At 69.2% G+C, this 21,018-nt stretch carries 21 protein-coding genes; 15 read left to right on the top strand and 6 right to left on the bottom strand.

What is annotated here, in order from left to right; all coding sequences use genetic code 11:
* Positions 1–3 precede the first annotated feature (3 nt).
* The 4 genes from CEF10_RS05835 to cbbR all read right to left on the bottom strand — a co-directional run bounded on the left by CEF10_RS05835 (position 4) and on the right by cbbR (position 4,080).
* Positions 4–411, bottom strand: coding sequence for a PaaI family thioesterase (locus tag CEF10_RS05835; RefSeq protein ID WP_101067192.1), 408 nt, complete (start codon positions 409–411; stop codon positions 4–6).
* Positions 408–1,439 (bottom strand): phosphotransferase family protein, encoded by a 1,032-nt coding sequence (locus CEF10_RS05840; RefSeq protein WP_101067193.1) that lies wholly within the window; start codon positions 1,437–1,439, stop codon positions 408–410. The genes CEF10_RS05835 and CEF10_RS05840 overlap by 4 nt, the downstream gene beginning before the upstream one ends.
* Positions 1,439–3,079 (bottom strand): long-chain fatty acid--CoA ligase, encoded by a 1,641-nt coding sequence (locus tag CEF10_RS05845; protein WP_101067194.1) that lies wholly within the window; start codon positions 3,077–3,079, stop codon positions 1,439–1,441. The genes CEF10_RS05840 and CEF10_RS05845 overlap by 1 nt, the downstream gene beginning before the upstream one ends.
* Before the next feature lie 62 nt (positions 3,080–3,141).
* Positions 3,142–4,080, bottom strand: coding sequence for a LysR family regulator CbbR (gene cbbR / locus CEF10_RS05850; protein ID WP_101067195.1), 939 nt, complete (start codon positions 4,078–4,080; stop codon positions 3,142–3,144).
* A gap of 111 nt (positions 4,081–4,191) precedes the next feature.
* Between cbbR and CEF10_RS05855 the strand changes: the two genes are divergently transcribed.
* The 14 genes from CEF10_RS05855 to CEF10_RS05920 all read left to right on the top strand — a co-directional run bounded on the left by CEF10_RS05855 (position 4,192) and on the right by CEF10_RS05920 (position 18,466).
* Positions 4,192–5,193, top strand: coding sequence for a class 1 fructose-bisphosphatase (locus CEF10_RS05855; RefSeq protein WP_408638429.1), 1,002 nt, complete (start codon positions 4,192–4,194; stop codon positions 5,191–5,193).
* 32 nt (positions 5,194–5,225) lie between these two features.
* Positions 5,226–6,098 carry a phosphoribulokinase gene (locus CEF10_RS05860; RefSeq protein WP_101067197.1) on the top strand — a complete coding sequence of 291 codons (873 nt, stop codon included), beginning with the start codon at positions 5,226–5,228 and terminating at the stop codon, positions 6,096–6,098.
* Between the two features lie 13 nt (positions 6,099–6,111).
* Positions 6,112–8,103, top strand: a complete 1,992-nt coding sequence (gene tkt, locus CEF10_RS05865) for a transketolase (protein WP_101067198.1) — start codon at positions 6,112–6,114, stop codon at positions 8,101–8,103.
* A gap of 19 nt (positions 8,104–8,122) precedes the next feature.
* Positions 8,123–9,121 (top strand): type I glyceraldehyde-3-phosphate dehydrogenase, encoded by a 999-nt coding sequence (gene gap / locus CEF10_RS05870; RefSeq protein WP_101067199.1) that lies wholly within the window; start codon positions 8,123–8,125, stop codon positions 9,119–9,121.
* Position 9,122: 1 nt separating this feature from the next.
* On the top strand, positions 9,123–10,331 hold the full coding sequence (locus CEF10_RS05875) for a phosphoglycerate kinase (protein WP_101067200.1): 1,209 nt from the start codon (positions 9,123–9,125) through the stop codon (positions 10,329–10,331).
* Between the two features lie 13 nt (positions 10,332–10,344).
* Positions 10,345–11,424 carry a class II fructose-bisphosphate aldolase gene (gene fba / locus CEF10_RS05880; RefSeq protein WP_101067201.1) on the top strand — a complete coding sequence of 360 codons (1,080 nt, stop codon included), beginning with the start codon at positions 10,345–10,347 and terminating at the stop codon, positions 11,422–11,424.
* Between the two features lie 24 nt (positions 11,425–11,448).
* Positions 11,449–12,915, top strand: a complete 1,467-nt coding sequence (locus CEF10_RS05885; RefSeq protein ID WP_101067202.1) for a form I ribulose bisphosphate carboxylase large subunit — start codon at positions 11,449–11,451, stop codon at positions 12,913–12,915.
* 110 nt (positions 12,916–13,025) lie between these two features.
* Complete coding sequence (locus tag CEF10_RS05890; protein ID WP_101067203.1) at positions 13,026–13,415, top strand: ribulose bisphosphate carboxylase small subunit; 390 nt, start codon at positions 13,026–13,028, stop codon at positions 13,413–13,415.
* 76 nt (positions 13,416–13,491) lie between these two features.
* Complete coding sequence (gene cbbX / locus CEF10_RS05895) at positions 13,492–14,418, top strand: CbbX protein (RefSeq protein WP_101067204.1); 927 nt, start codon at positions 13,492–13,494, stop codon at positions 14,416–14,418.
* Positions 14,415–15,113: a ribulose-phosphate 3-epimerase gene (gene rpe, locus CEF10_RS05900; protein ID WP_101067205.1), complete on the top strand. Its 699-nt coding sequence runs from the start codon at positions 14,415–14,417 to the stop codon at positions 15,111–15,113. The genes cbbX and rpe overlap by 4 nt, the downstream gene beginning before the upstream one ends.
* 22 nt (positions 15,114–15,135) lie before the next feature.
* On the top strand, positions 15,136–15,681 hold the full coding sequence (locus CEF10_RS05905; protein WP_101067206.1) for a thioredoxin family protein: 546 nt from the start codon (positions 15,136–15,138) through the stop codon (positions 15,679–15,681).
* Complete coding sequence (gene gph / locus CEF10_RS05910; RefSeq protein ID WP_101067207.1) at positions 15,678–16,337, top strand: phosphoglycolate phosphatase; 660 nt, start codon at positions 15,678–15,680, stop codon at positions 16,335–16,337. The genes CEF10_RS05905 and gph overlap by 4 nt, the downstream gene beginning before the upstream one ends.
* A gap of 2 nt (positions 16,338–16,339) precedes the next feature.
* Positions 16,340–17,041, top strand: a complete 702-nt coding sequence (locus CEF10_RS05915; RefSeq protein WP_101067208.1) for an HAD-IA family hydrolase — start codon at positions 16,340–16,342, stop codon at positions 17,039–17,041.
* 21 nt (positions 17,042–17,062) lie between these two features.
* Entirely contained in the window at positions 17,063–18,466 is a 1,404-nt protein-coding gene (locus CEF10_RS05920; RefSeq protein ID WP_101067209.1) for an acetylornithine deacetylase/succinyl-diaminopimelate desuccinylase family protein, read from the top strand.
* Positions 18,467–18,477: 11 nt separating this feature from the next.
* Here the strand turns inward: CEF10_RS05920 and panC are convergent, their stop codons facing one another.
* Both panC and panB read right to left on the bottom strand, forming a co-directional pair.
* On the bottom strand, positions 18,478–19,320 hold the full coding sequence (gene panC, locus CEF10_RS05925) for a pantoate--beta-alanine ligase (RefSeq protein ID WP_101067210.1): 843 nt from the start codon (positions 19,318–19,320) through the stop codon (positions 18,478–18,480).
* A complete protein-coding gene (gene panB, locus CEF10_RS05930; protein WP_101067211.1) occupies positions 19,317–20,144 on the bottom strand; it encodes a 3-methyl-2-oxobutanoate hydroxymethyltransferase in 828 nt (275 codons plus the stop codon). The genes panC and panB overlap by 4 nt, the downstream gene beginning before the upstream one ends.
* Before the next feature lie 127 nt (positions 20,145–20,271).
* Between panB and CEF10_RS05935 the strand changes: the two genes are divergently transcribed.
* On the top strand, positions 20,272–21,018 hold the full coding sequence (locus CEF10_RS05935; protein WP_101067297.1) for an SDR family oxidoreductase: 747 nt from the start codon (positions 20,272–20,274) through the stop codon (positions 21,016–21,018).

Raw genomic sequence — 21,018 nt, forward strand, 5'->3', positions numbered from 1 at the left:
GCCTCAGCCGCGGTAGCGGAACACCCCCGTCGCCGTGGCCACGAGCGCGCCGTCGTCGTCGCGCACCGACCCTTCGGCGAAGTAGGTCTTGCGCCCGCCGCCCGTTCGCCGGCCTTCCGCGATCAGCCGCGTGCCGCCGGCCTGGCCCAGGTAGTTGACGGTCAAAGACAGCGTCAGTGCCATCTGCCGGCGGTCGGGGTCGCCCGTGTAGCAGCCGGCGTAGCCCATCGCGCTGTCCAGCAGCGTGGCATGCACGCCGCCGTGCGGCAGCCCCTGCCGGTTCATCAGGACCGGCCGCAGGGGCAGCTCCACCCGCGCGAAATCGGGCGCCCAGTCCGTCAGCTCGAAGCCGAGGTGGGCTTGCAGCGGGTAGATGTCCTCGCCGTCGCGGGGATCATCGCGGGCGGTCATGATTCGCGCTCCGCCGCGGCGAGACCGCCGCGCGCGAAATCGGGTACATGCGCGCCCAGCCGCAGGCCGCGCTCGGGGTCCGACGCGTTGCCGTCGAGGGCGCGTTTCTTCACCCCCTGCAGGATTGCCGCCATGCGGAAATGCGCAAAGGCGAGGTAGAAGCCGAAATCCGGTATGCCGTCCAGCCCCCGCCGCGTGCAGTAACTGTCGATGAACGCCGCGTCGCTCCACAGGCCTTCCGCCGCGCGGTCCACGCCGGCCAGCCCGCGGCCGTCCGCGCCGGCGGGCATCGACCATTGCATGATGACGCCGGCAAGGTCGGCATAGGGGTGGCCGATGGTCGACAGTTCCCAGTCCAGCACGGCGCGGCAGGCTGCGCTGTCGGGGGCGAACAGCAGGTTGTCGATGCGGAAATCGCCGTGGACCAACCCGCGCTGGCCGTCATCCTCGGGCATCGCGGCGCCAAGCCAGTCGATCAGCGCGGTCATCTCCGGCAGATCCTCGGTCCGCGTGGCGTGATACTGCTTCGTCCACCGGTCCAGCTGGCGCTGGAAATAGTTCCCGCGCGGGCCGAAATCACCCAGTCCCGTCGCCTCGAGGTCGACCTCGTGGATGGCGGCGAGCACGCGGTTCATCTCGTCGATCACCGCGCCGCGTTGGTCCCGGGGCACCTCGGGCAGGCGCGGGTCGTCGAAGGTGCGCCCGGTGACCGCGTCCATGACGTAGAACGCCGACCCGATGACGGAATCGTCCTCGCACAGCACGTGCATGCGCGCCACGGGCACCTCGGTGCCGGCCAGGGCGCGCTGCACGCGGAACTCGCGGTCCACGGCATGGGCGGATTTCAGAAGGGTGCCCGGGGGCTTGCGGCGCAGGACGTAGGCCTTGCCCGGCGTATCCAGCCAGAACGTCGGGTTGGATTGCCCGCCGGGGATCTTGCGCGCCTTGACCGGGCCGGCGAAGCCGGGTAGATGCGCCGTCAGCCATCTGTCCAGCGCGTCCAGATCGAGGTCTGCGGACTGTGCCATCACGTGGCCTCGCGCAGTTCGGGCAGGACGTAATCGGCGAACCGTTCACGCAGTGTGAGCTTGGAGATCTTGCCGGTGGCCGTCAGCGGCAGGTCGTCGACGTAGATCACGTCGTCGGGCATCTGCCACTTGGCGAAATGCGGGGCCATGTGGGCGTGCAGATCCTCAAGCGCCGGGCGGTCCTCGCCCGCGGGCACGGCGACGAGGACGGGGCGTTCGTCCCACTTGGGGTGCGGGATCGCGATCACCGCGCAGGCGTGGATCGCCGGGTGCGAGGTGGCCGCGTTTTCCAGGTCGATGGAGCTGATCCACTCACCACCCGATTTCACGAGGTCCTTGGCGCGGTCGCGGATCGTCAGCAGCCCGTGGGGATCGACGGACGCCACGTCGCCCGTGCCGAACCAGCCTTCGCCGTCCATCGCGGCGCGCGTGGCGCCGGGGTTCTCGAAGTATTCCGAGATCACCGTGTTGCCGCGTACGTAAAGCTCTCCCGTGGTCTGCCCGTCATGCGGCTGGCGACGGCCGTCGTCGTCGACGATCTTGAAGTCCACGCCGAACAGGCGCCGCCCGGCGTTGCATTTCATGTCGATGCGCGTCTGCTCGGGCGCGTCCTGCATGCGGGGGGGCAGCACGCCATGGGTGCCGATGGGGCTCATTTCCGTCATGCCCCAGGCCTGGCTGACGGTGACGCCGCGCGCCTCGTAGGCCTCGATCATCGCGCGCGGCGCGGCCGACCCGCCGACCACGAGGTCGGCAAAGCCCTCGGGCACGCGGCCCTGCGCCTCGATCTCGGACAGCAGCCCGGCCCAGACGGTGGGCACGCCCCAGCCGGAATAGACCCTTTCGGCATCCATCAACGAAAACAGGCCGGGGCCGTCGAGGTTCGGCCCCGGCATGACGAGGGTCATCCCGGTCAGCGGCGCGTTGTAGGGTAACCCCCACGCGTTGACGTGGAACATCGGCACCACCGGCATGATCCGCCGCCCCGCGCGGAAGCTGGTGGTCTGCGACAAGGGCACGGTCAGCGCGTGCAGCACCGTGGAGCGATGCGTGTAAAGCGCGCCCTTCGGGTGGCCGGTGGTGCCGGACGTATAGCACAGCCCCGCCGCCGTATCTTCGGGCACCTCGGGCCAGTCGATCCCGGCCGGCTGGTCGGCCAGAAGCTCCTCGTAGCACAGCGCGTCCAGCGGCGTGTCGGGCATGTGGGCGCGGTCGGTCATGATGACCAGCCTCAGGTCGGCGGGCAACTGGTCGCGCAGACCCTCGACCAGCGGCACGAAGGTCAGGTCGACGAACAGCAGGCGGTCGTCGGCGTGGTCGATGATGTAAAGGATCTGTTCGGCCGGCAGGCGCGGGTTGATGGTATGACAGACCGCGCCGATGCCGGCGACACCGAAGTAGAGCTCGAAGTGCCGGTGGCCGTTCCACGCCAGCGTCGCCACGCGGTCCCCCGTGCCCACGCCCAGCCCGTGCAGTGCATTGGCCAGCTGCGCGGTGCGGGCCATGATCTGGGGGTAGGTGGCGCGGTGAACATCGCCTTCGGTCCGTGCCGAGACGATCCCGGCGTCGGCGTGAACCTCCGCCGCGAAGGCCAGGATGTCGATGATCCTGAGCGGCCTGTGCATCATTTTTCCCTGCATGTGCCTCCCCCTGTGTCGCGTCCGGGCGACGTTGGCACAGCGCCGTGCGCCGATCAATTGCGTTACGGCGCGGGGTCCGGTGCGCCGGGAAGGAAGCTGCCCTGGAGATCCGAGATGTAGGACCACACCGTTTTCAGGGTCGGGGTCATGTCCAGGTCGCGCCGATGCAGCAGGTACCACTGCCGCATGATCGGCAGCCCCGGCGCGTCGAGCGTGACCAGCCGGCCGCTGCGCAACTCCTCGGTGACCGTGTGCTGCGAGATCATCGCGATGCCCAGGTTCGCCATGACCGCCTGCTTTATGGTCTCGTTCGAGTTCATCTCGATCAGTCGGTAGGGCTGGCCTTCGCCCAGCCGGTCCAGGTACCGGGTCATCAGGATGCGGGTGCCCGAGCCCGGCTCGCGCGCGATGAAGGTTTCGTCCAGCAGCCGGGCGGCGGCGATGCCGCGCGCGCCGGCCAGCGGGTGCCCCGGCGCGGCGATCAGGACGTGGGGGTGCGGGCCCACCGGGTCCGACACCACGGCGGGGCTGCGCGGTGTCCGGCCCATGATCGCAAGTTCGATCGACCGGTCCTGCAGCGCGGCGATCGTCGCGTCGCGGTTGCCCACCTTGAGAACGATCTCGATCTTCGGAAAGGCACTGTGCAGGCGGGCGACCAGCCCTGGGGCGAAATACTTGCCGGTGCTGACCACGCCGAGGACGACGACGCCCGACTGCCCCGACCTCAGGGCGGTGATCTGGTCGGCGCAGCGGGTGAGCGTGACGCGAACGGTCCTTTCGGCATCGAGGACCGCGCGGCCTTCCGGCGTGGGAACCGGCCCGCGGCTGTCCGACCTGTCCAGCACCGTGGCGTTCAGCGCCGTCTCCAGCGACCGCAACTGCGTGTGTACCGCCGGCGGCGTCAGCCCGAGGCTTTCTGCCGCACCCGTGATCGACCCTTGGTCGGCCACCGCCCTGAGGGCCCGCAATTGCTTCAAAGTCAGGGCTTCGATCCGCGGCATTAAATTTTCCTTACTCCAAAATCCCGATTATTAAATTCTTTTAGTATTCATTTTCTGGAATAGCAAGATTGTTGCGCACCCAGCCCGGCAATCGGATCAGAAACCATGCAGATGCAGAAAAACCCGCTCCAGAGCCGCCAGGTTCCCGCCACGTTGCAGCCCTTGATGAACGCGCTGGGACGGGTGGCCGGCGACATCGCGGCGACGATCGCCCGTGGCCAGCTCGGCGCGGCCCTGGGCGACGCGGTGGGTCAGAACGCCGACGGTGATGCGCAGAAGGCGCTGGATGTGCTTGCCGACGAGCGGTTCATGGACGCCCTCGGCGGCACGGGCGTGCGGTGGTATGCCTCCGAGGAGCAGGAAGCGCCGGTCGCCGTTGACCCGCTGGGTCGCTATGCCCTGGCGATCGACCCGCTCGACGGGTCGTCCAACATCGACGTGAACGTTTCCGTCGGAACGATCTTTTCGGTCTTCGAGGCCGCCGAGGCGGCCGAGGCGAGCTTCCTGCGGCCGGCGTCCGAGCAGGTGGCGGCAGGGTATTTCATCTACGGGCCGCGCTGCTGCCTGGTGGTGACCTTCGGTGACGGCACCCTGCTGTTCCAGCTCGACCCGGAGGCAGGCCGCTTCGTGCTCGTGGACGACGCCGTTCGCATCCCGCAGACGGCTTCGGAGTTCGCGATCAACGCCTCCAATTACCGTCACTGGTCAAGGCCCATCCGCGCCTACATCGACGATTGCCTCGCCGGGGAAGAGGGGCCGCGCGACAAGAATTTCAACATGCGCTGGGTCGCCTCCCTGGTCGCCGAGGCACACCGCATCGTCACCCGCGGCGGCATCTTTCTCTACCCGGCCGACGGGCGCGACGGCTACGCCGACGGGCGGCTGCGCATGGTCTACGAATGCGCGCCCATCGCCTTCGTCGTCGAGCAGGCCGGCGGGCAGGCCACCGACGCCTGCGACGCGATCATGGGGAAGGCCGCCACGTCGCTGCATGCACGCACGCCGCTTGTCTTCGGATCGGCCGACAAGGTGCAGCGCGTCGCCGCCTATCACGACCTGCCCGAGCACGAGGTCTCGGCACTTTTCGGCAAGCGCGGGCTGTTCCGCGCCTGAGCCGCGACCGCACCAGGGAGGAGAACAGGACGATGAGCAAGAAACACCCCATCATCTCGGTCACCGGGTCCTCGGGCGCGGGCACGAGCACGGTGAAATCCACCTTCGACCAGATCTTTCGGCGCGAAGGCGTGAACGCGGTCTCGATCGAGGGCGACGCGTTCCACCGCTACAACCGCGCCGACATGAAGGCCGAGCTTCAGCGCCGCTACGACGCCGGCGACCACACCTTCAGCCACTTTTCCTACGAAGCCAACGAACTGGGCGAGCTGGAGCGCGTGTTCCGCGAGTACGGCGAGACCGGAGAGGGCCGCACGCGCCATTACGTCCATGATGCCGAGGAGGCCGAACGCTACGGCGTGGCCCCGGGCCATTTCACCGAGTGGGAGGCGTTCGAAAGCGGCAGCGACCTGCTTTTCTATGAAGGCCTGCACGGCGCGGTGGCCAACGACGAGGTCGACCTCGCCCGGCTGGCCGACCTGAAGATCGGCGTGGTGCCGGTGATCAACCTCGAATGGATCCAGAAGATCCACCGCGACAAGGCCAGCCGCGGCTATTCCACCGAGGCGGTGACCGACACGATCCTGCGGCGCATGCACGCCTACGTGCATTGCATCTGCCCGCAATTCTCGCACACCGACATCAACTTCCAGCGCGTGCCGGTGGTGGACACCTCGAACCCGTTCATCGCGCGCTGGATCCCGACGGCGGACGAAAGCATCGTCGTGATCCGCTTCAAGAACCCGCGCGGCATCGACTTTTCCTATCTCACCTCGATGATCCACGGCAGCTGGATGAGCCGCGCGAACTCGATCGTCATCCCGGGCGGCAAGCTCGACCTGGCGATGCAGCTGATCTTCACCCCGATGATCGAACGCCTCGTGCGCGAGGCCAGGCGCGCCTGAGGAGGAGAACCCCATGAACAAGCAGACCGCGATTTCCACCGAGGCCGAGGATCTGATGGCCAACGCCATCCGGGCACTTGCGATGGATGCCGTGGAGGCCGCGCAATCGGGCCACCCCGGCGCGCCGATGGGCATGGCCGACGTGGCCACGGTGCTTTTCAACCGGTTCATTCAGGTCGATCCGGCCGCGCCGCGCTGGCCCGACCGAGACCGTTTCGTGATGTCGGCCGGGCACGGATCGATGCTGGTCTACGCCATCCATCACCTTCTGGGATACGCCGACATGGGGCTCGACCAGCTGCGCAGCTTCCGCCAGCTGGGCGCCCGCACGGCGGGCCACCCCGAGTTCGGCCACGCCGACGGGATCGAGACCACCACCGGGCCGCTGGGGCAGGGCATTTCCACCGCGGCCGGCATGGCGTTGGCCGAGCGCATGGCCAACGCCCGCTTCGGCGACGATCTGGTGGATCACTTCACCTATGTCATCGCCGGCGACGGCTGCCTGATGGAAGGCATAAGTCACGAGGCCATCGATTTCGCCGGCCACCAGAAGCTGGGCCGGTTGATCGTCCTGTGGGACGACAACGCGATCACCATCGACGGGTCGACGGACCTGTCCACATCGACCGACCAGTGCGCGCGCTTCGCCGCGAGCGGCTGGCACACCCTGCGCGTCGACGGCCACGACAAGGATGCCGTGGCGGCCGCGATCGGGGCCGCCCGCGCCGCGGGGCGCCCCTCGCTCATCGCCTGCCGCACCACCATCGGTTTCGGCGCGCCCACCAAGCAGGGCACCGCCGCCACCCACGGCGCGCCCCTGGGCGCCGAGGAGATCGCGGCGGCCCGCCATGCGCTGGGGTGGCCGCATGGCCCCTTCGAGATCCCGCAGGAGGTCCATGACGCCTGGGCCGCCGTCGCGGCGCGCGGGGCCGCCGCGCACGCGGACTGGCAAAAGCGCCATGCCGCAAGCAGCGGCCGGGCCGATTTCGATGCCGCGCAGGCCGCGCCCGACGCCGCCGCGCTCGGTGCCGCCATCGCGGCCCACAAGCAAGGGCTTTCGGCCGAGGCGCCCAGGGTCGCCACGCGCAAGGCCAGCGAAATGGCGCTCGAGGTGCTCAATGCCACGCTGCCCAACACCCTGGGCGGCAGCGCCGACCTGACGGGGTCGAACAACACGCGGACCAAGGCGATGGTGCCGGTGGCGCCGGGCGACCACGCGGGCGACTACATCCACTACGGCGTGCGCGAACACGGCATGGCCGCGGCGATGAACGGGATCGCGCTGCACGGCGGCTTCCGGCCCTACGGCGGCACCTTCCTGGCCTTCGCCGACTACTGCCGCCCGGCGATGCGGCTGTCGGCGCTGATGGGCCAGCCGGTGGCCTATGTCATGACGCACGACAGCATCGGCCTGGGCGAGGACGGCCCGACCCACCAGCCGGTGGAGCACATCGCCTCGCTGCGCGCGATGCCCAACCTCGACGTGTTCCGCCCCGCCGACGCGGTGGAAACAGCCGAAGCCTGGGAACTGGCGATGACAAGTGGCGCGACCCCGTCGGTCCTGTGCCTGTCGCGGCAGGCGGTGCCCACGCTGCGCACCGAGCACACCGCGGAAAACCTCGTGGCGAAGGGCGCTTACGTCCTGCGCGAACCCGATGGCGCGCGCGACGTGACCCTGATCGCCACCGGCTCGGAGGTGGAGATCGCATGCGCGGCCGCCGACTTGCTGGCGGCCGAGGGCTGCAGGGTGGCGGTTGTTTCCGCCCCTTGTTTCGAGCGTTTCGCGGCCCGGCCTGCCGTTGACCGCGCCGCCGTTCTAGGCAGCGCGCCGCGCGTGGGCGTGGAGGCGGCCGTGCGCCAGGGCTGGGGCGATCTGCTGGGCTGCGACGGTGCCTTCGTCGGCATGGACGGGTTCGGTGCCTCGGCGCCCGGTCCGCAGCTTTACACCCACTTCGGGATCACCGCCGAGGCCGTGGCCGATGCCGCGCGCGGCCTGCTGAGCTGAACTGAGGAGACGGATCGACATGACAGTACGCGTCGCCATCAACGGTTTCGGCCGGATCGGCCGCTGCACGCTGGGGCACATCGCCGAAAGCGCGCGCAACGACGTCCAGGTGGTCGCGATCAACGCGACCGGCCCGATCGAGACAAATGCGCACCTACTGAAATACGACAGCGTCCACGGCCGGTTCCCCGGCGAGATCCGGATCGACGGCGACACGATGGACGTGGGCCACGGGCCGATGCGCGTCCAGTCCACCCGCGATCCCGCGCAACTCGACTGGGGTGGCGTGGACGTCGTTCTGGAGTGTTCGGGCGCCTTCAACTCGCGCGAGGCCAGCGCGGTGCACCTCGACCGTGGCGCGCGCAAGGTGCTCATCTCGGCGCCGGCGGCGGGTGTCGACCGGACGGTCGTCTTCGGGGTGAACCACCGCGCGCTGCAGCCGCAGGAGCGTGTCGTCTCCAACGGATCGTGCACCACCAACTGCCTTGCGCCGCTGGCCAAGACACTGAACGACGCCGTGGGCATCGAGGCGGGGCTGATGACCACGGTGCATTCCTACACCGGCGATCAGCCGACTCTGGACCGGCGCCATGCCGATCTCTACCGCGCGCGCGCCGCGGCGCAGAGCCTGATCCCGACCTCCACCGGCGCGGCCAGGGCCATCGGCGAGGTGCTTCCCGAACTCGCGGGCAGGCTTGACGGGTCGGCCATCCGGGTGCCCACGCCCAATGTGTCGGCCGTGGATCTGACCTTTGCCGCCGCCCGCGACGTCACCGCCGAGGATATCAACGCGATCATGGCCGAGGCCGCCGAGGGATCGATGCGCGGCATCGTCAGCCACGAGACCGAACCGAAGGTCAGCGTCGATTACAATCACGACACCCATTCGTGCAACTTCGCCGCCGACCAGACAAAGGTCATGGGCCGCAGGCTCGTCCGCGTCATGGCGTGGTACGACAACGAGTGGGGCTTTTCCTGCCGCATGGCCGACAATGCCGTGCACATGGGAGGGCTGTGAGATGCAAAACATCCCCTCGATCACGGATTTCGACGTGCGCGGCAAGCGCCTTGTCGTGCGGGCCGATCTCAACGTGCCCACCGAGGGCAAGCGCGTCACCGACGCCACGCGGATCTCGCGGTTCGCAGCGGGCATGCGCCCGTTGCTGGCGCGGGGTGCGCGCCTGGTGATCCTGACGCATTTCGGCCGGCCCATGGGCGACATGAACCCCGAGCTGTCCGTCGACAAGCTGCGCCCCCTGCTGGCCGAGGCGCTGGGCGTGCCGGTGCGCTTCTCGGACGTGTCCGCCGACCGCGCCACCCGGATCCACGCCGAGGGCCTGGCCGACGGCGAGGCCCTGCTGTGCGAGAACGTGCGCTTCAACACCGGCGAGGAGGAAAACGACCCCACGCTCGCGCATGCCTTCGCGCAGCTGGGCGACATCTTCGTCAACGACGCCTTTTCCTGCGCTCACCGCGCGCACGCCAGCACAGAGGGCATCGCGCGGCTGATGCCCGCCGTCGCCGGCCCGCTGATGATGGAGGAAATCGCGGCGCTCACCGAGGCGCTGGAGGCACCGCACGGCCCCGCCGTTGCCATCGTCGGCGGCGCGAAGGTCTCCACCAAGATCGCCGTGCTGAAGAACCTCGTGACCAAGCTTGACGGCGTGATCGTGGGTGGGGGCATGGCCAACACCTTCCTGCATGCCGCCGGCGCGCCGATGGGCCGGTCGCTGCACGAGCCCGACCAGCTGGACACCGTCGCCGAGATCCGTGCGCTGGCCGACGAGTCGGGCTGCACCCTGTACCTGCCGCGCGAGGTCGTTTGCGCGGCCGAGTTCGCGCCCGGCGCTGCCGCGGAAACGGTGGGCGCCGACGCCTGCCCGGCCGACAGGTTGATCCTGGATGCCGGTCCCGGCGCGGTCGAGGATTTCAAGGCCGTGCTGGGCCGCGCCCGCACGATCCTGTGGAATGGTCCGCTGGGCGCCTTCGAGATCCGGCCGTTCGACCGCGCGACGGTGGAACTGGCCCGGTACGCCGCGCGGCGCACCGCCGCGGGCGCGGCCGTCTCGGTCGCCGGCGGCGGCGATACCGTGGCCGCGCTCAACCACGCCGGGGTCGCGGGCGATTTCACCTATGTCTCGTCGGCCGGCGGCGCCTTCCTCGAATGGATCGAGGGCCGGACGCTGCCCGGCATCGCCGCGCTCACCCGTACCGACCAAGCTGCCTGAAAGGAGGCAAGGAATGGCACTCATCACGCTACGACAACTTCTCGATCACGCCGCCGAACGGGGTTACGGCGTGCCCGCCTTCAACATCAACAACATGGAACAGGGCCTGGCGATCATGAAGGCCGCCTCGGCCGTGGACGCGCCGGTGATCATGCAGGCCAGCAAGGGCGCGCGGAAATACGCGGGCGACGTCATGCTGCGTCACATGGTGCAGGCGCTGGCCGAGATGTACCCCGACGTGCCGATCTGCCTGCACCAGGACCACGGCAACAACGAAGCCACATGCATGAGCGCGATCCGCCACGGGTTCACCAGCGTGATGATGGATGGATCGCTCGAGGCGGACATGAAGACGCCGGCCAGCTACGACTACAACGTCGCCATCACCGAGCGCGTGGCGCGCATGGCCCACTGGGTCGGTGCCAGCGTGGAGGGCGAGTTGGGCGTTCTGGGCAGCCTCGAGACCGGCGAGGCCGGCGAGGAGGACGGCTCCGGCGCCGCGGGGACGCTTGGCCACGACCAGTTGCTCACCGACCCCGACCAGGCGGTGGATTTCGTCGCGCGCACGGGCTGTGACGCGCTGGCCATCGCCTGCGGCACCAGTCACGGCGCCTACAAGTTCACGCGCAAGCCCACCGGCGACATCCTGTCGATGGCAACCATCGAGGCGATCCACGACAAGCTGCCGGACACGCACCTGGTGATGCACGGGTCCAGTTCCGTGCCGCAATACCTGCAGGACCTGATCAACGGGTCGGGCGGCGAGATGCCCCAGACCTACGGCGTGCCGGTCGAGGAGATCGAGCGCGGCATCCGCCACGGCGTGCGCAAGGTGAACATCGATACCGACTGCCGCATGGCGATGAGCGGCCGGTTCCGCAAGGTCGCGCAGGACAGCCCGCAACAGTTCGACCCGCGCAAGTTCCTCGTGCCCGCGATGGAGGAGATGGAGGCGCTGTGCCGCGACCGGTTCGAACGTTTCGGCACCGCGGGCAACGCGTCGCGGATCAAGGCGATCGCGCTGGACGAGATGGCCGAACGCTACGCCAGCGGCGCGCTGGCCCCCGCAACCCGCGCGGCCGCGGCCGCCTGACAGATCACCCGAGGAGGAAAGACCATGAACAAGCCAAGCGATCCCAAGGAAGTCAAGGGCAAGGCGCGTTACCAGGCCGGCGTCCTGAAGTATGCCCAGATGGGCTACTGGGACGGGGATTACGAGCCCAAGGAGACCGACGTGCTCGCCCTGTTCCGCATCACCCCGCAGGAGGGCGTGGACCCGATCGAGGCCGCCGCGGCGGTGGCGGGCGAAAGCTCCACCGCGACCTGGACCGTGGTCTGGACCGACCGGCTCACCGCCTGCGACCAGTACCGCGCCAAGGCCTACCGCGTGGAGCCGGTGCCGGGGCAGGAGGGGCAGTACTTCGCCTATGTCGCCTATGACCTGATCCTGTTCGAGGAAGGCTCGATCGCCAACCTGACGGCCTCGATCATCGGCAACGTGTTCAGCTTCAAGCCGCTCAAGGCGGCGCGGCTGGAGGACATGCGCCTGCCCACCGCCTACGTGAAGACGTTCAAGGGCCCGGCCACCGGGCTGGTGGTCGAACGCGAACGCCTCGACAAGTTCGGCAAGCCGCTGCTGGGCGCCACGACCAAGCCCAAGCTTGGCCTGTCGGGCAAGAACTACGGCCGCGTCGTCTACGAGGGGCTCAAGGGCGGGCTCGACTTCATGAAGGACGACGAGAACATCAACTCGCAGCCCTTCATGCATTGGCGTGACCGCTTCCTCTACTGCATGGAAGCGGTGAACAAGGCCGCCGCGGAGACCGGCGAGATCAAGGGCCACTACCTGAACGTGACCGCCGGCACCATGGAGGAGATGTACCGCCGCGCCGAGTTCGCCAAGGAGCTCGGCAGCGTCATCATCATGGTCGACCTGATCGTGGGATGGACGGCGATCCAGTCGCTTTCGGAATGGTGCCGCCAGAACGACATGATCCTGCACATGCACCGCGCCGGTCACGGCACCTACACCCGCCAGAAGAGCCACGGCATCAGTTTCCGCGTGATCGCGAAATGGCTGCGGCTGGCGGGCGTCGACCACCTGCATTGCGGTACGGCCGTCGGCAAGCTCGAGGGGGACCCGTTGACGGTGCAGGGCTACTACAACGTCTGCCGCGAGATGCACAACGAGGTTGACCTGCCCCGCGGCATCTTCTTCGAGCAGGACTGGGCGAGCACCCTGAAGGTGATGCCGGTGGCCTCGGGCGGCATCCACGCCGGCCAGATGCACCAGCTTCTGGACCTGTTCGGCGATGACGTGGTGCTGCAGTTCGGCGGCGGCACCATCGGTCACCCGATGGGCATCCAGGCCGGCGCCACCGCGAACCGGGTCGCGCTGGAGGCGATGGTGCTGGCGCGCAACGAGGGCCGCAACATCCGCGAGGAAGGCCCCGAGATCCTGCGCGACGCCGCGAAGTGGTGCAAGCCGCTGGAGGCCGCGCTGGAGACCTGGGGCAACATCACCTTCAACTACACCTCGACCGACACCTCGGACTTCGTGCCGACCGAATCGGTGGCGATGTGAAACCCGGCGCGGGCGCGGTGCGCAAAATTCTTGTGAAGAATTTTGCCAAGAGTTTTCCGCGAAAACTCTTGGGTGCCGCCCCCGCCCTGCATGCAACAGGAGACAGACAGATGCGTATCACCCAAGGATGCTTTTCGTTCCTGCCCGACCTGGACGACGCCCAGATCTCGGCGCAGGTGGAATACTGCCTCGAAAACGAGTGGGCGATCGGGATCGAGTACACCGATGACCCCCATCCCCGGAACACCTACTGGGATATGTGGGGCAACCCCATGTTCGACCTGCGCGACCCCAAGGGCGTGATGATGGAGCTCGACGACTGCCGCAAGGCGCATGGCGACAAGTACATCCGTATCAACGCCTTCGACAGCACGCGCGGCTTCGAGACGGTGCGGATGTCCTTCATCGTCAACCGCCCCGACACCGAGCCCCGGCTGCACATGCAGCGCACGGACTTCGAGGGGCGCAGCCAGAAGTATGCCTGGGACGTGCGCGGCTGACCGTGCGCGGGCGGGGGGCTTTGCGCCCCCCGCACCCCCCGCAGAGTATTTCGTGGCAAGATGAAGGAGATGCGCGATGACGGCCGAGACAGCAGGACAAGCGCCGCAGACCGTCGACCTGGCGGCCCAGTACGAGTCCTCGGGCGTGGCCGAGGTGCTGCGCGAACTCGACGCGGAACTCATCGGGCTGGCGCCCGTCAAGCAGCGCATCCGCGAGACGGCCGCGCTGCTGCTGGTGGACCGCGCCCGCCGCGACATGGGGCTGGCACAGGAGGCGCCGACGCTGCACATGTCGTTCACCGGCAATCCCGGCACGGGCAAGACGACGGTGGCGCAGAAGATGGCGGGATTGCTGCACCGGCTGGGCTACCTGCGCAAGGGGCACCTGGTGAGCGTCACGCGCGACGACCTTGTGGGCCAGTACATCGGCCACACCGCGCCCAAGACCAAGGAGGTGCTCAAGAAGGCGATGGGCGGCGTGCTGTTCATCGACGAGGCCTATTACCTCTACAAGCCCGACAACGAGCGCGACTACGGCCAAGAGGCCATCGAGATCCTGCTGCAGGTGATGGAGAACAACCGCGACGACCTGGTGGTCATCATGGCGGGCTATGCCGACCGGATGGACAAGTTCTTCCGGGCAAACCCGGGGTTCCGGTCGCGCATCGCCCATCACGTCGAGTTTCCCGACTACGGCGACGCCGAGCTGGCGGAGATCGCGGCGCAGATGCTGGAGGCGCAGAACTACCGTTTCGATGACGGCGGGCGCGCGGCCCTGGCCGAGTACATCGCGCTGCGCCGCGCGCAGCCGCATTTCGCCAACGCCCGGTCGATCCGCAACGCGCTGGACCGGGCGCGCCTGCGGCAGGCGAACCGCCTGTTCGAATCCGGCGGCGGGCCGCTGGACGCCGAGGCGCTTTCCACGATATCCCGAGAGGACATCCGCGCGAGCCGCGTCTTCGGCGGCGGGCTCGACGTTGACAGAAAGGACGCCGCAGAATGAGTTTCGACCGCTCCGTCAAGATCGCGCCCTCGATCCTGTCCGCGGATTTCGCGGACTTCGGCCGCGAGATCCGCGCCATCGAGGACCAGGGCTGCGACTGGGTGCACGTGGACGTCATGGACGGCCACTTCGTGCCCAATCTCACCTTCGGGCCGCCCCTGTGCAAGGCGATCCGCCCGCACATCCGCACGCTCATGGACGTGCACCTGATGATCGCGCCGGTGGATCCCTACATCGATGCCTTCGCGGAGGCCGGGGCCGATATCATCACCGCCCACCTCGAGGCCGGACCGCACGTGCACCGCACGCTTCAGGCGATCCGTGGCGCCGGGGCCAGGGCCGGGCTGGCGCTCAACCCGGGCACGGGGATCGAGGACGTGGAATACCTTCTCGACATGGTCGACCTGGTCTGCGTGATGACGGTGAACCCGGGCTTCGGCGGGCAGGCGTTCATCGAAAGCCAGGTCGACAAGGTGCGCAGGCTGCGCGAGATGATCGGCGACCGGCCCGTGCACATCCAGATCGACGGCGGCATCACGCCCGGGACCGCGCCGCTGATGGCAGCGGCGGGGGCGGACGTCTTCGTGGCCGGATCGGCCGTCTTCAAGGGCGGCAGCGCGGTCGATCCGGCGCCCTACGGTGTCAATATCCGCGCCATCCGCGCCGCTGCCGAGGACGCCCGCACGGCCGCCTGACCAGGAAACAAGGAGACGCGCCATGGCAACGCAGACGCCCGTTTGCGATTTCGGCTGGCCGGCGGCCGATTTCTCGCTTCCCGGCACCGACGGGAAGACCCACACGCTGGCGGACGTGCGCGGCGAGACGGGCACGCTGATCATGTTCATCTGCAATCACTGCCCTTACGTGCAGGCGGTGCTTGACCGCATCAAGCGGGACGCGCGCGACCTTCGGGCGCTCGGCGTGGGCGTGGCGGCCATCAGCAGCAACGACGCCGACGCCTACCCGGCCGACAGCTTCGAGGAAATGAAGAAGCTCGACCTGCCGTTCCCCTATCTCCACGACGAAAGCCAGGAAGTCGCGCGCGCCTATGGCGCGGCCTGCACGCCGGATTTCTTCGGCTTCAACGCGGACCTGGAGCTGCAATACCGCGGCCGGCTGGACGCCTCGACCAAGCAGGCCGGCCCGGCGGACCTGCGCCGCGACCTGTTCGAGGCGATGACGCAGGTGGTGGAGACCGGGGAAGGCCCGGCCGAGCAGATCCCCTCGATGGGCTGTTCGATCAAGTGGAAGGCGGCGTCGTGAAGGCGGCGGTCTTCGACCTGGACGGCACGCTGATCGACAGCGCGCCGGACATCCACGCCGCCGTCAACCGCATGCTGGCCGAGGAGGGACTGCCCCGCCTCGACCTGGCCACGGTGACCGGGTTCATCGGCAACGGGCTGCCCAGGCTCGTGGAGCGGGTGATCGACCGGCTCGGTGTCGCCCCCGACCAGCACGCGCGGCTGACGCAACGCACGCTGGTCCTTTACAACGCGCAGCCCAGTGCACTGTCGCGGCCTTTCCCGAACCTTGCAGGCGCGCTGGACGCGTTGCGCGCACAGGGCTGGGCGCTGGGCGTGTGCACCAACAAGCCGCTGGCGCCGGCACGGGACATCCTGCGCGACTTCGGCCTCGACGGGCATTTCGCGGCCGTGGTGGGCGGCGATTGCCTCGCGGTGAAGAAGCCTGATCCCGCGCCTCTGACCCTGGCATTCGAGCGGCTGGGCGCCGCGCGAGGCCTCTTCGTGGGCGACAGCGAGATCGACGCCGAGACCGCCGCGCGCGCCGGGGTGCCCTTCGCGCTGTTCACCGAAGGCTACCGCAAGCGCCCGGTGGCCGAGTTGCCCCACAGCTTCGCGTTCTCGGATTTCGCCGAACTGGCGGCACTCGCGGGTGGTGCGCTCGACCGGGCGGGCTGAGCATGCCGCTGCGCGCGCTGATCCTCGACGTCGACGGCACCCTGGCCGAGACCGAGGAGGCGCACCGCGCTGCCTTCAACGCCACCTTCGCGCGTTGGGGGCTGGGGTGGCACTGGTCGCGCGACACCTACCGCGAGCTGCTGCGCACCACCGGTGGCAAGGAACGCATCCGCGCCTTCCAGGGGGCGGAGGGGCCGCTGGGCGACGCGGAGATCGCCGCGCTGCACGCGGAAAAGACGCGGGCCTACGCCGGGATCCTCGCCCGCGGCGATCTTTCATTGCGCCCCGGGGTGGCCGACCTGATCGCCGGGGCGCGCCGCCGCGGCTGGCGCGTGGCGGTGGCGACGACCACGACGCGTCCCAACGTCGAGGCGCTGTGCCGCTGCTGCTGGGACAGCCCGGCCGACGCGCTGTTCGACGTGATCGTGGCGGGCGACGAGGTGGCGGCCAAGAAACCCGCGCCCGACGTCTATGACCTGGCGCTGTCGCGGCTGGCCCTGCCGCCGGGCGATGGCCTGGCATTCGAGGACAGCCGCAACGGGTTGCTGTCGGCGCGCGCGGCGGGCCTGCGCGTCGTGGTGACCCCGTCGGCCTACACGGACGCCGAGGATTTCCGCGAGGCCGACCATGTCTTTCCCGATCTGGCCGCGGCCGGGTTGCGGGACGTGCTGCGCCCTTGCCGCAACGCCCGCAGCACCGCATAGTCGGCCCGGAAGGGAGCCGCCATGCCCGCCCCGGAGGCGCTGACATCGGAGATCGAGGCGCGGCGCGACGAGATCGTTGCGCTGACACAGGATTTGATCCGCATTCCCACGCTCAACCCGCCCGGGGCGGAGTATCGCGCGATCTGCGAGTTGCTGGCCGACCGGCTGCGGCGCACGGGATTCGAGACATGCATGATCCGCGCCGAGGGTGCGCCGGGCGACAGCGATCGCTACCCGCGCTGGAACGTGCTCGCCCGACGCGAAGGGGCGCGGCCGGGTCCCTGCGTGCATTTCAACGGCCATGTCGACGTGGTCGAGGTTGGGCACGGCTGGACGGTCGACCCCTTCGGCGGCACGCTGCGCGACGGGCGCGTCCACGGCCGCGGGGCCTGCGACATGAAGGGCGGGCTGGCCGCGGCCATCGTGGCCGCCGAGGCCTTCATCGCCCTTTGCCCGGATCACGCGGGTGCGATCGAGGTGTCGGGCACCGCCGACGAGGAATCGGGCGGCTACGGCGGCGTCGCCCACTTGGCCGAGCAGGGGGTCTTCGCCCCGGGGCGCGTGGATCACGTCATCATTCCCGAGCCGCTGAACAAGGACCGCGTCTGCCTGGGCCATCGCGGCGTGTGGTGGGCCGAGATCGAGACGAAGGGCGAGATCGCCCACGGTTCGATGCCCTTCCTCGGCGATTGCGCGGTGCGCCACATGGGTGCCGTGATCGCCGAGATGGAAGCGCAACTTTTCCCGGCGTTGGCGGCGCGCCGCACCGAGATGCCGGTCGTGCCCGAGGGCGCGCGGGCCTCCACGCTGAACCTCAATTCGATCCATGGCGGCGCGGTGGAGCCCGCGCCGGGTGACACCGGGCTGCCCAGCCCCTGCGTGCCGGACCGCTGCCGCATGGTGATCGACCGCCGTTTCCTGATCGAGGAGGACCCGGCCGCGGTCGAGGACGAGGTGCGCGCCCTGCTCGAGGGGTTGCGCGCGCGCCGACCAGGGTTCGACTACGGCCTTCGCGAGCTGTTCCGCGTGGTGCCGACCATGACGGACCGCGAGGCACCGGTGGTGCAGGCGGTTTCGCGGGCGGTGCGCGCGGTGCTGGGGCGCGAGGCCGCGCATGTCGTCAGCCCCGGGACCTACGACCAGAAACACATCGACCGCATCGGGCGGTTGAAGAACTGCATCGCCTACGGCCCCGGCATACTCGACCTCGCGCACAAGCCCGACGAGTGGGTGGGGGTCGAGGACATGGTGCATGCCGCACAGGTCATGGCGCTGGCGCTGGACGAGTTGCTGGGGCTTGAACGCCGCCCGGCCACGCGCCCGCCCGCCCACCCCGCGCGGCCGGGCGGCGGTGGCGGTGCGCGGTCGCATGCGCCGGAGGCAGATGCCGAAGTGCCTCCGGCGGGAGTATTTCGGCCAAGGTGAAGCCGGGGGGATCAGACCGCGATGTTGTCGATCAGCCGCACCCCGGCGAGCCAGGCCGCGGCGAACAGGCGCGCGGGCCGCGTCGGCCGGTCGAGCAGGGCGAGGTCGTCGTTCGCGCGGATCTCGAGGTAGTCGATCTGCGTGAAGCCCGCCGCCTGCAGCCGCGTGACGGCGCGCGCGCGCAGCGTGGAGAAGTCCGCGCCTTGCGAGACCCCTTCGGCGATGCTCTCCATTTCCTCGTGCAGGCGCGGGGCGGCGGTGCGCGCGCGGTCCGACAGAAGCAGGTTGCGCGAGGACATGGCCAGCCCGTCGATTTCCCGGATCGTCGGGCAGCCGTGCACGGTGACGGGAATGTCGAGGTCGGCGGCCATCCGGCGCACCACCTGGAGTTGCTGGAAATCCTTTTCCCCGAAGAAGGCGTCGGTGGCCGAGGTCTGGAGGAACAGCTTGGTCACCACCGTCGTCACGCCGTCGAAATGGCCGGGGCGGTGGGTGCCCTCCATCACGTCCGTGAGCCCGGCGACGGACACGCCCGTGGCGAAGCTGTCGGGATACATCTCCTCGGGATGGGGGACGTATAGCACGTCGACCGCGAAACGTTCCAGCCGCCCGGCGTCAGTCGCCTCGTCGCGGGGGTATTTCTCGAGGTCGGAGGCGTTGTTGAACTGCTTGGGGTTCACGAAGATCGTGGCGACCACGCGGTCGCAGGTCGCCTTGGCGGCCCCGACAAGCGACAGGTGCCCGTCGTGCAGCGCGCCCATGGTGGGCACCACGCCGATGCGTTCGCCTGCCCGCTGCCAGGGCCGCGTTGCCGCGCGCAGGTCGGCCCGGGTGCGCAGCACGGGCGGGGTCATTCGCCCTGCGCCCTGTCGGCGAATGTGTGTTCGGGCTCGGGGAAGCGGCGCGCGCGCACGTCGGCGGCATAGGCGGCGATCGCGGCCTCGCCGTCCTCGCCCAGCGTCGCGTAACGCTTGACGAACTTCGGCTTGAAGGCCGTGAAAAGGCCCAGCATGTCGTCGACCACGAGCACCTGCCCGTCGCAGCCCGCCGAGGCGCCGATGCCGATGGTCGGGATCTCGATGCCCCCGGTGATCCGGTCGGCCAGGGTTGCGGGCACCTTTTCCAGCACCACCGAGAACGCGCCGGCCCCGGCCACGGCCCGGGCATCGGCCACCATCGCGTCGGCCTGTGTGTCGCGGCCCTGCACCTTGTAGCCGCCAAGCGTGTTGATCGACTGCGGCGTCAGCCCGAGATGCGCCATCACCGGCACGCCGCGGGCGGTGAGGAACGCGATGGTCTCGGCCATGTGCGCCCCGCCCTCGAGCTTGACCGCCGCCGCGCCGGTCTCGCGCATCAGGCGGGCGGCGTTGGCGAAGGCCTGTTGCGGGCTTTCCTCGTAGCTGCCGAAGGGCATGTCGATGACCATCATGGCCTTGTCCAGCCCGCGCGCCACGGCGCGGCCGTGCATCTCCATCATCTCCATCGTCACGCCGAGCGTCGAGGGCAGCCCGTGCAGCACCATGCCCACGGAATCGCCGACGAGCACCACGTCGCAGTGCGCGTCCATCATCCGCGCGACCGGCGTCGTGTAGGCCGTGAGGGTGACGATGGGCGTGCCGCCCTTCATCGCCCGGATGTCATCGGGCATCGGTGCGGTCTTGCGGGCAGAGGCGCTCATGGGGTCGGTCCGGTGTCATGCTGCATGGCAGCATTGCCTAGCAAGACTGCGGGGCGGAATCCAGCGTTGTTGTCACCCGCGCGGATCGGCGGCAAGCTGGCGCGGTGCAACGGTGCAGGAGGACGGCATGCGGCTTGACGGGAAGACGGCGCTGGTGACCGGTGGGGCGAGCGGGTTCGGCGCGGGCATCGTGCGCGCCTTCGCCGACGCGGGCGCGCGCGTCATGGTGGCCGATATCGACGGCACGGGCGCCGAGGGCCTCGCCGCCGAGCTGGGCGAGCGGGCCGTCGCCTGCACGGTGGACGTGTCCGACGCAGGCAGCGTGGCACGGATGGGCCGGGCGGTTCAGGGCGCCTTCGGCGGCCTGGACATCCTGGTGAACAACGCGGGCATCACCCATCTGCCGCAACCGCTCGAGGACGTGGCGGAGGCCGAGTTCGACCGGGTCTTCGCGGTCAACTGCAAGTCGGTCTACCTGACGGCTCGCGAAATGGTGCCGGGGATGAAGGCGCGCGGGGCGGGCGCGGTGCTGAACGTGGCCTCGACCGCCGGCGTCAGCCCGCGGCCCAACCTGAACTGGTACAACGCCTCCAAGGGGTGGATGAACACCGCCACTCGCACCATGGCGGTGGAACTCGCGCCGTCGGGCGTGCGGGTGAACGCGCTCAATCCCGTGGCGGGCGAGACGCCGCTGCTGCCGCGGTTTCTGGGCGAGGATACGCCGGAGATGCGGGCAAAGTTCCTGTCCACCATCCCGCTGGGGCGGTTCTCGACCCCGCAGGACATGGGCGCGGCGGCGGTGTTCCTTTGCTCTGACGAGGCGTCGATGATCACCGGCGTCTGCATGGAGGTCGACGGCGGCCGCTGCATCTGA

The sequence above is a fragment of the Roseovarius salinarum genome (assembly GCF_002834145.1).
GTDB lineage: Bacteria > Pseudomonadota > Alphaproteobacteria > Rhodobacterales > Rhodobacteraceae > Roseovarius > Roseovarius salinarum.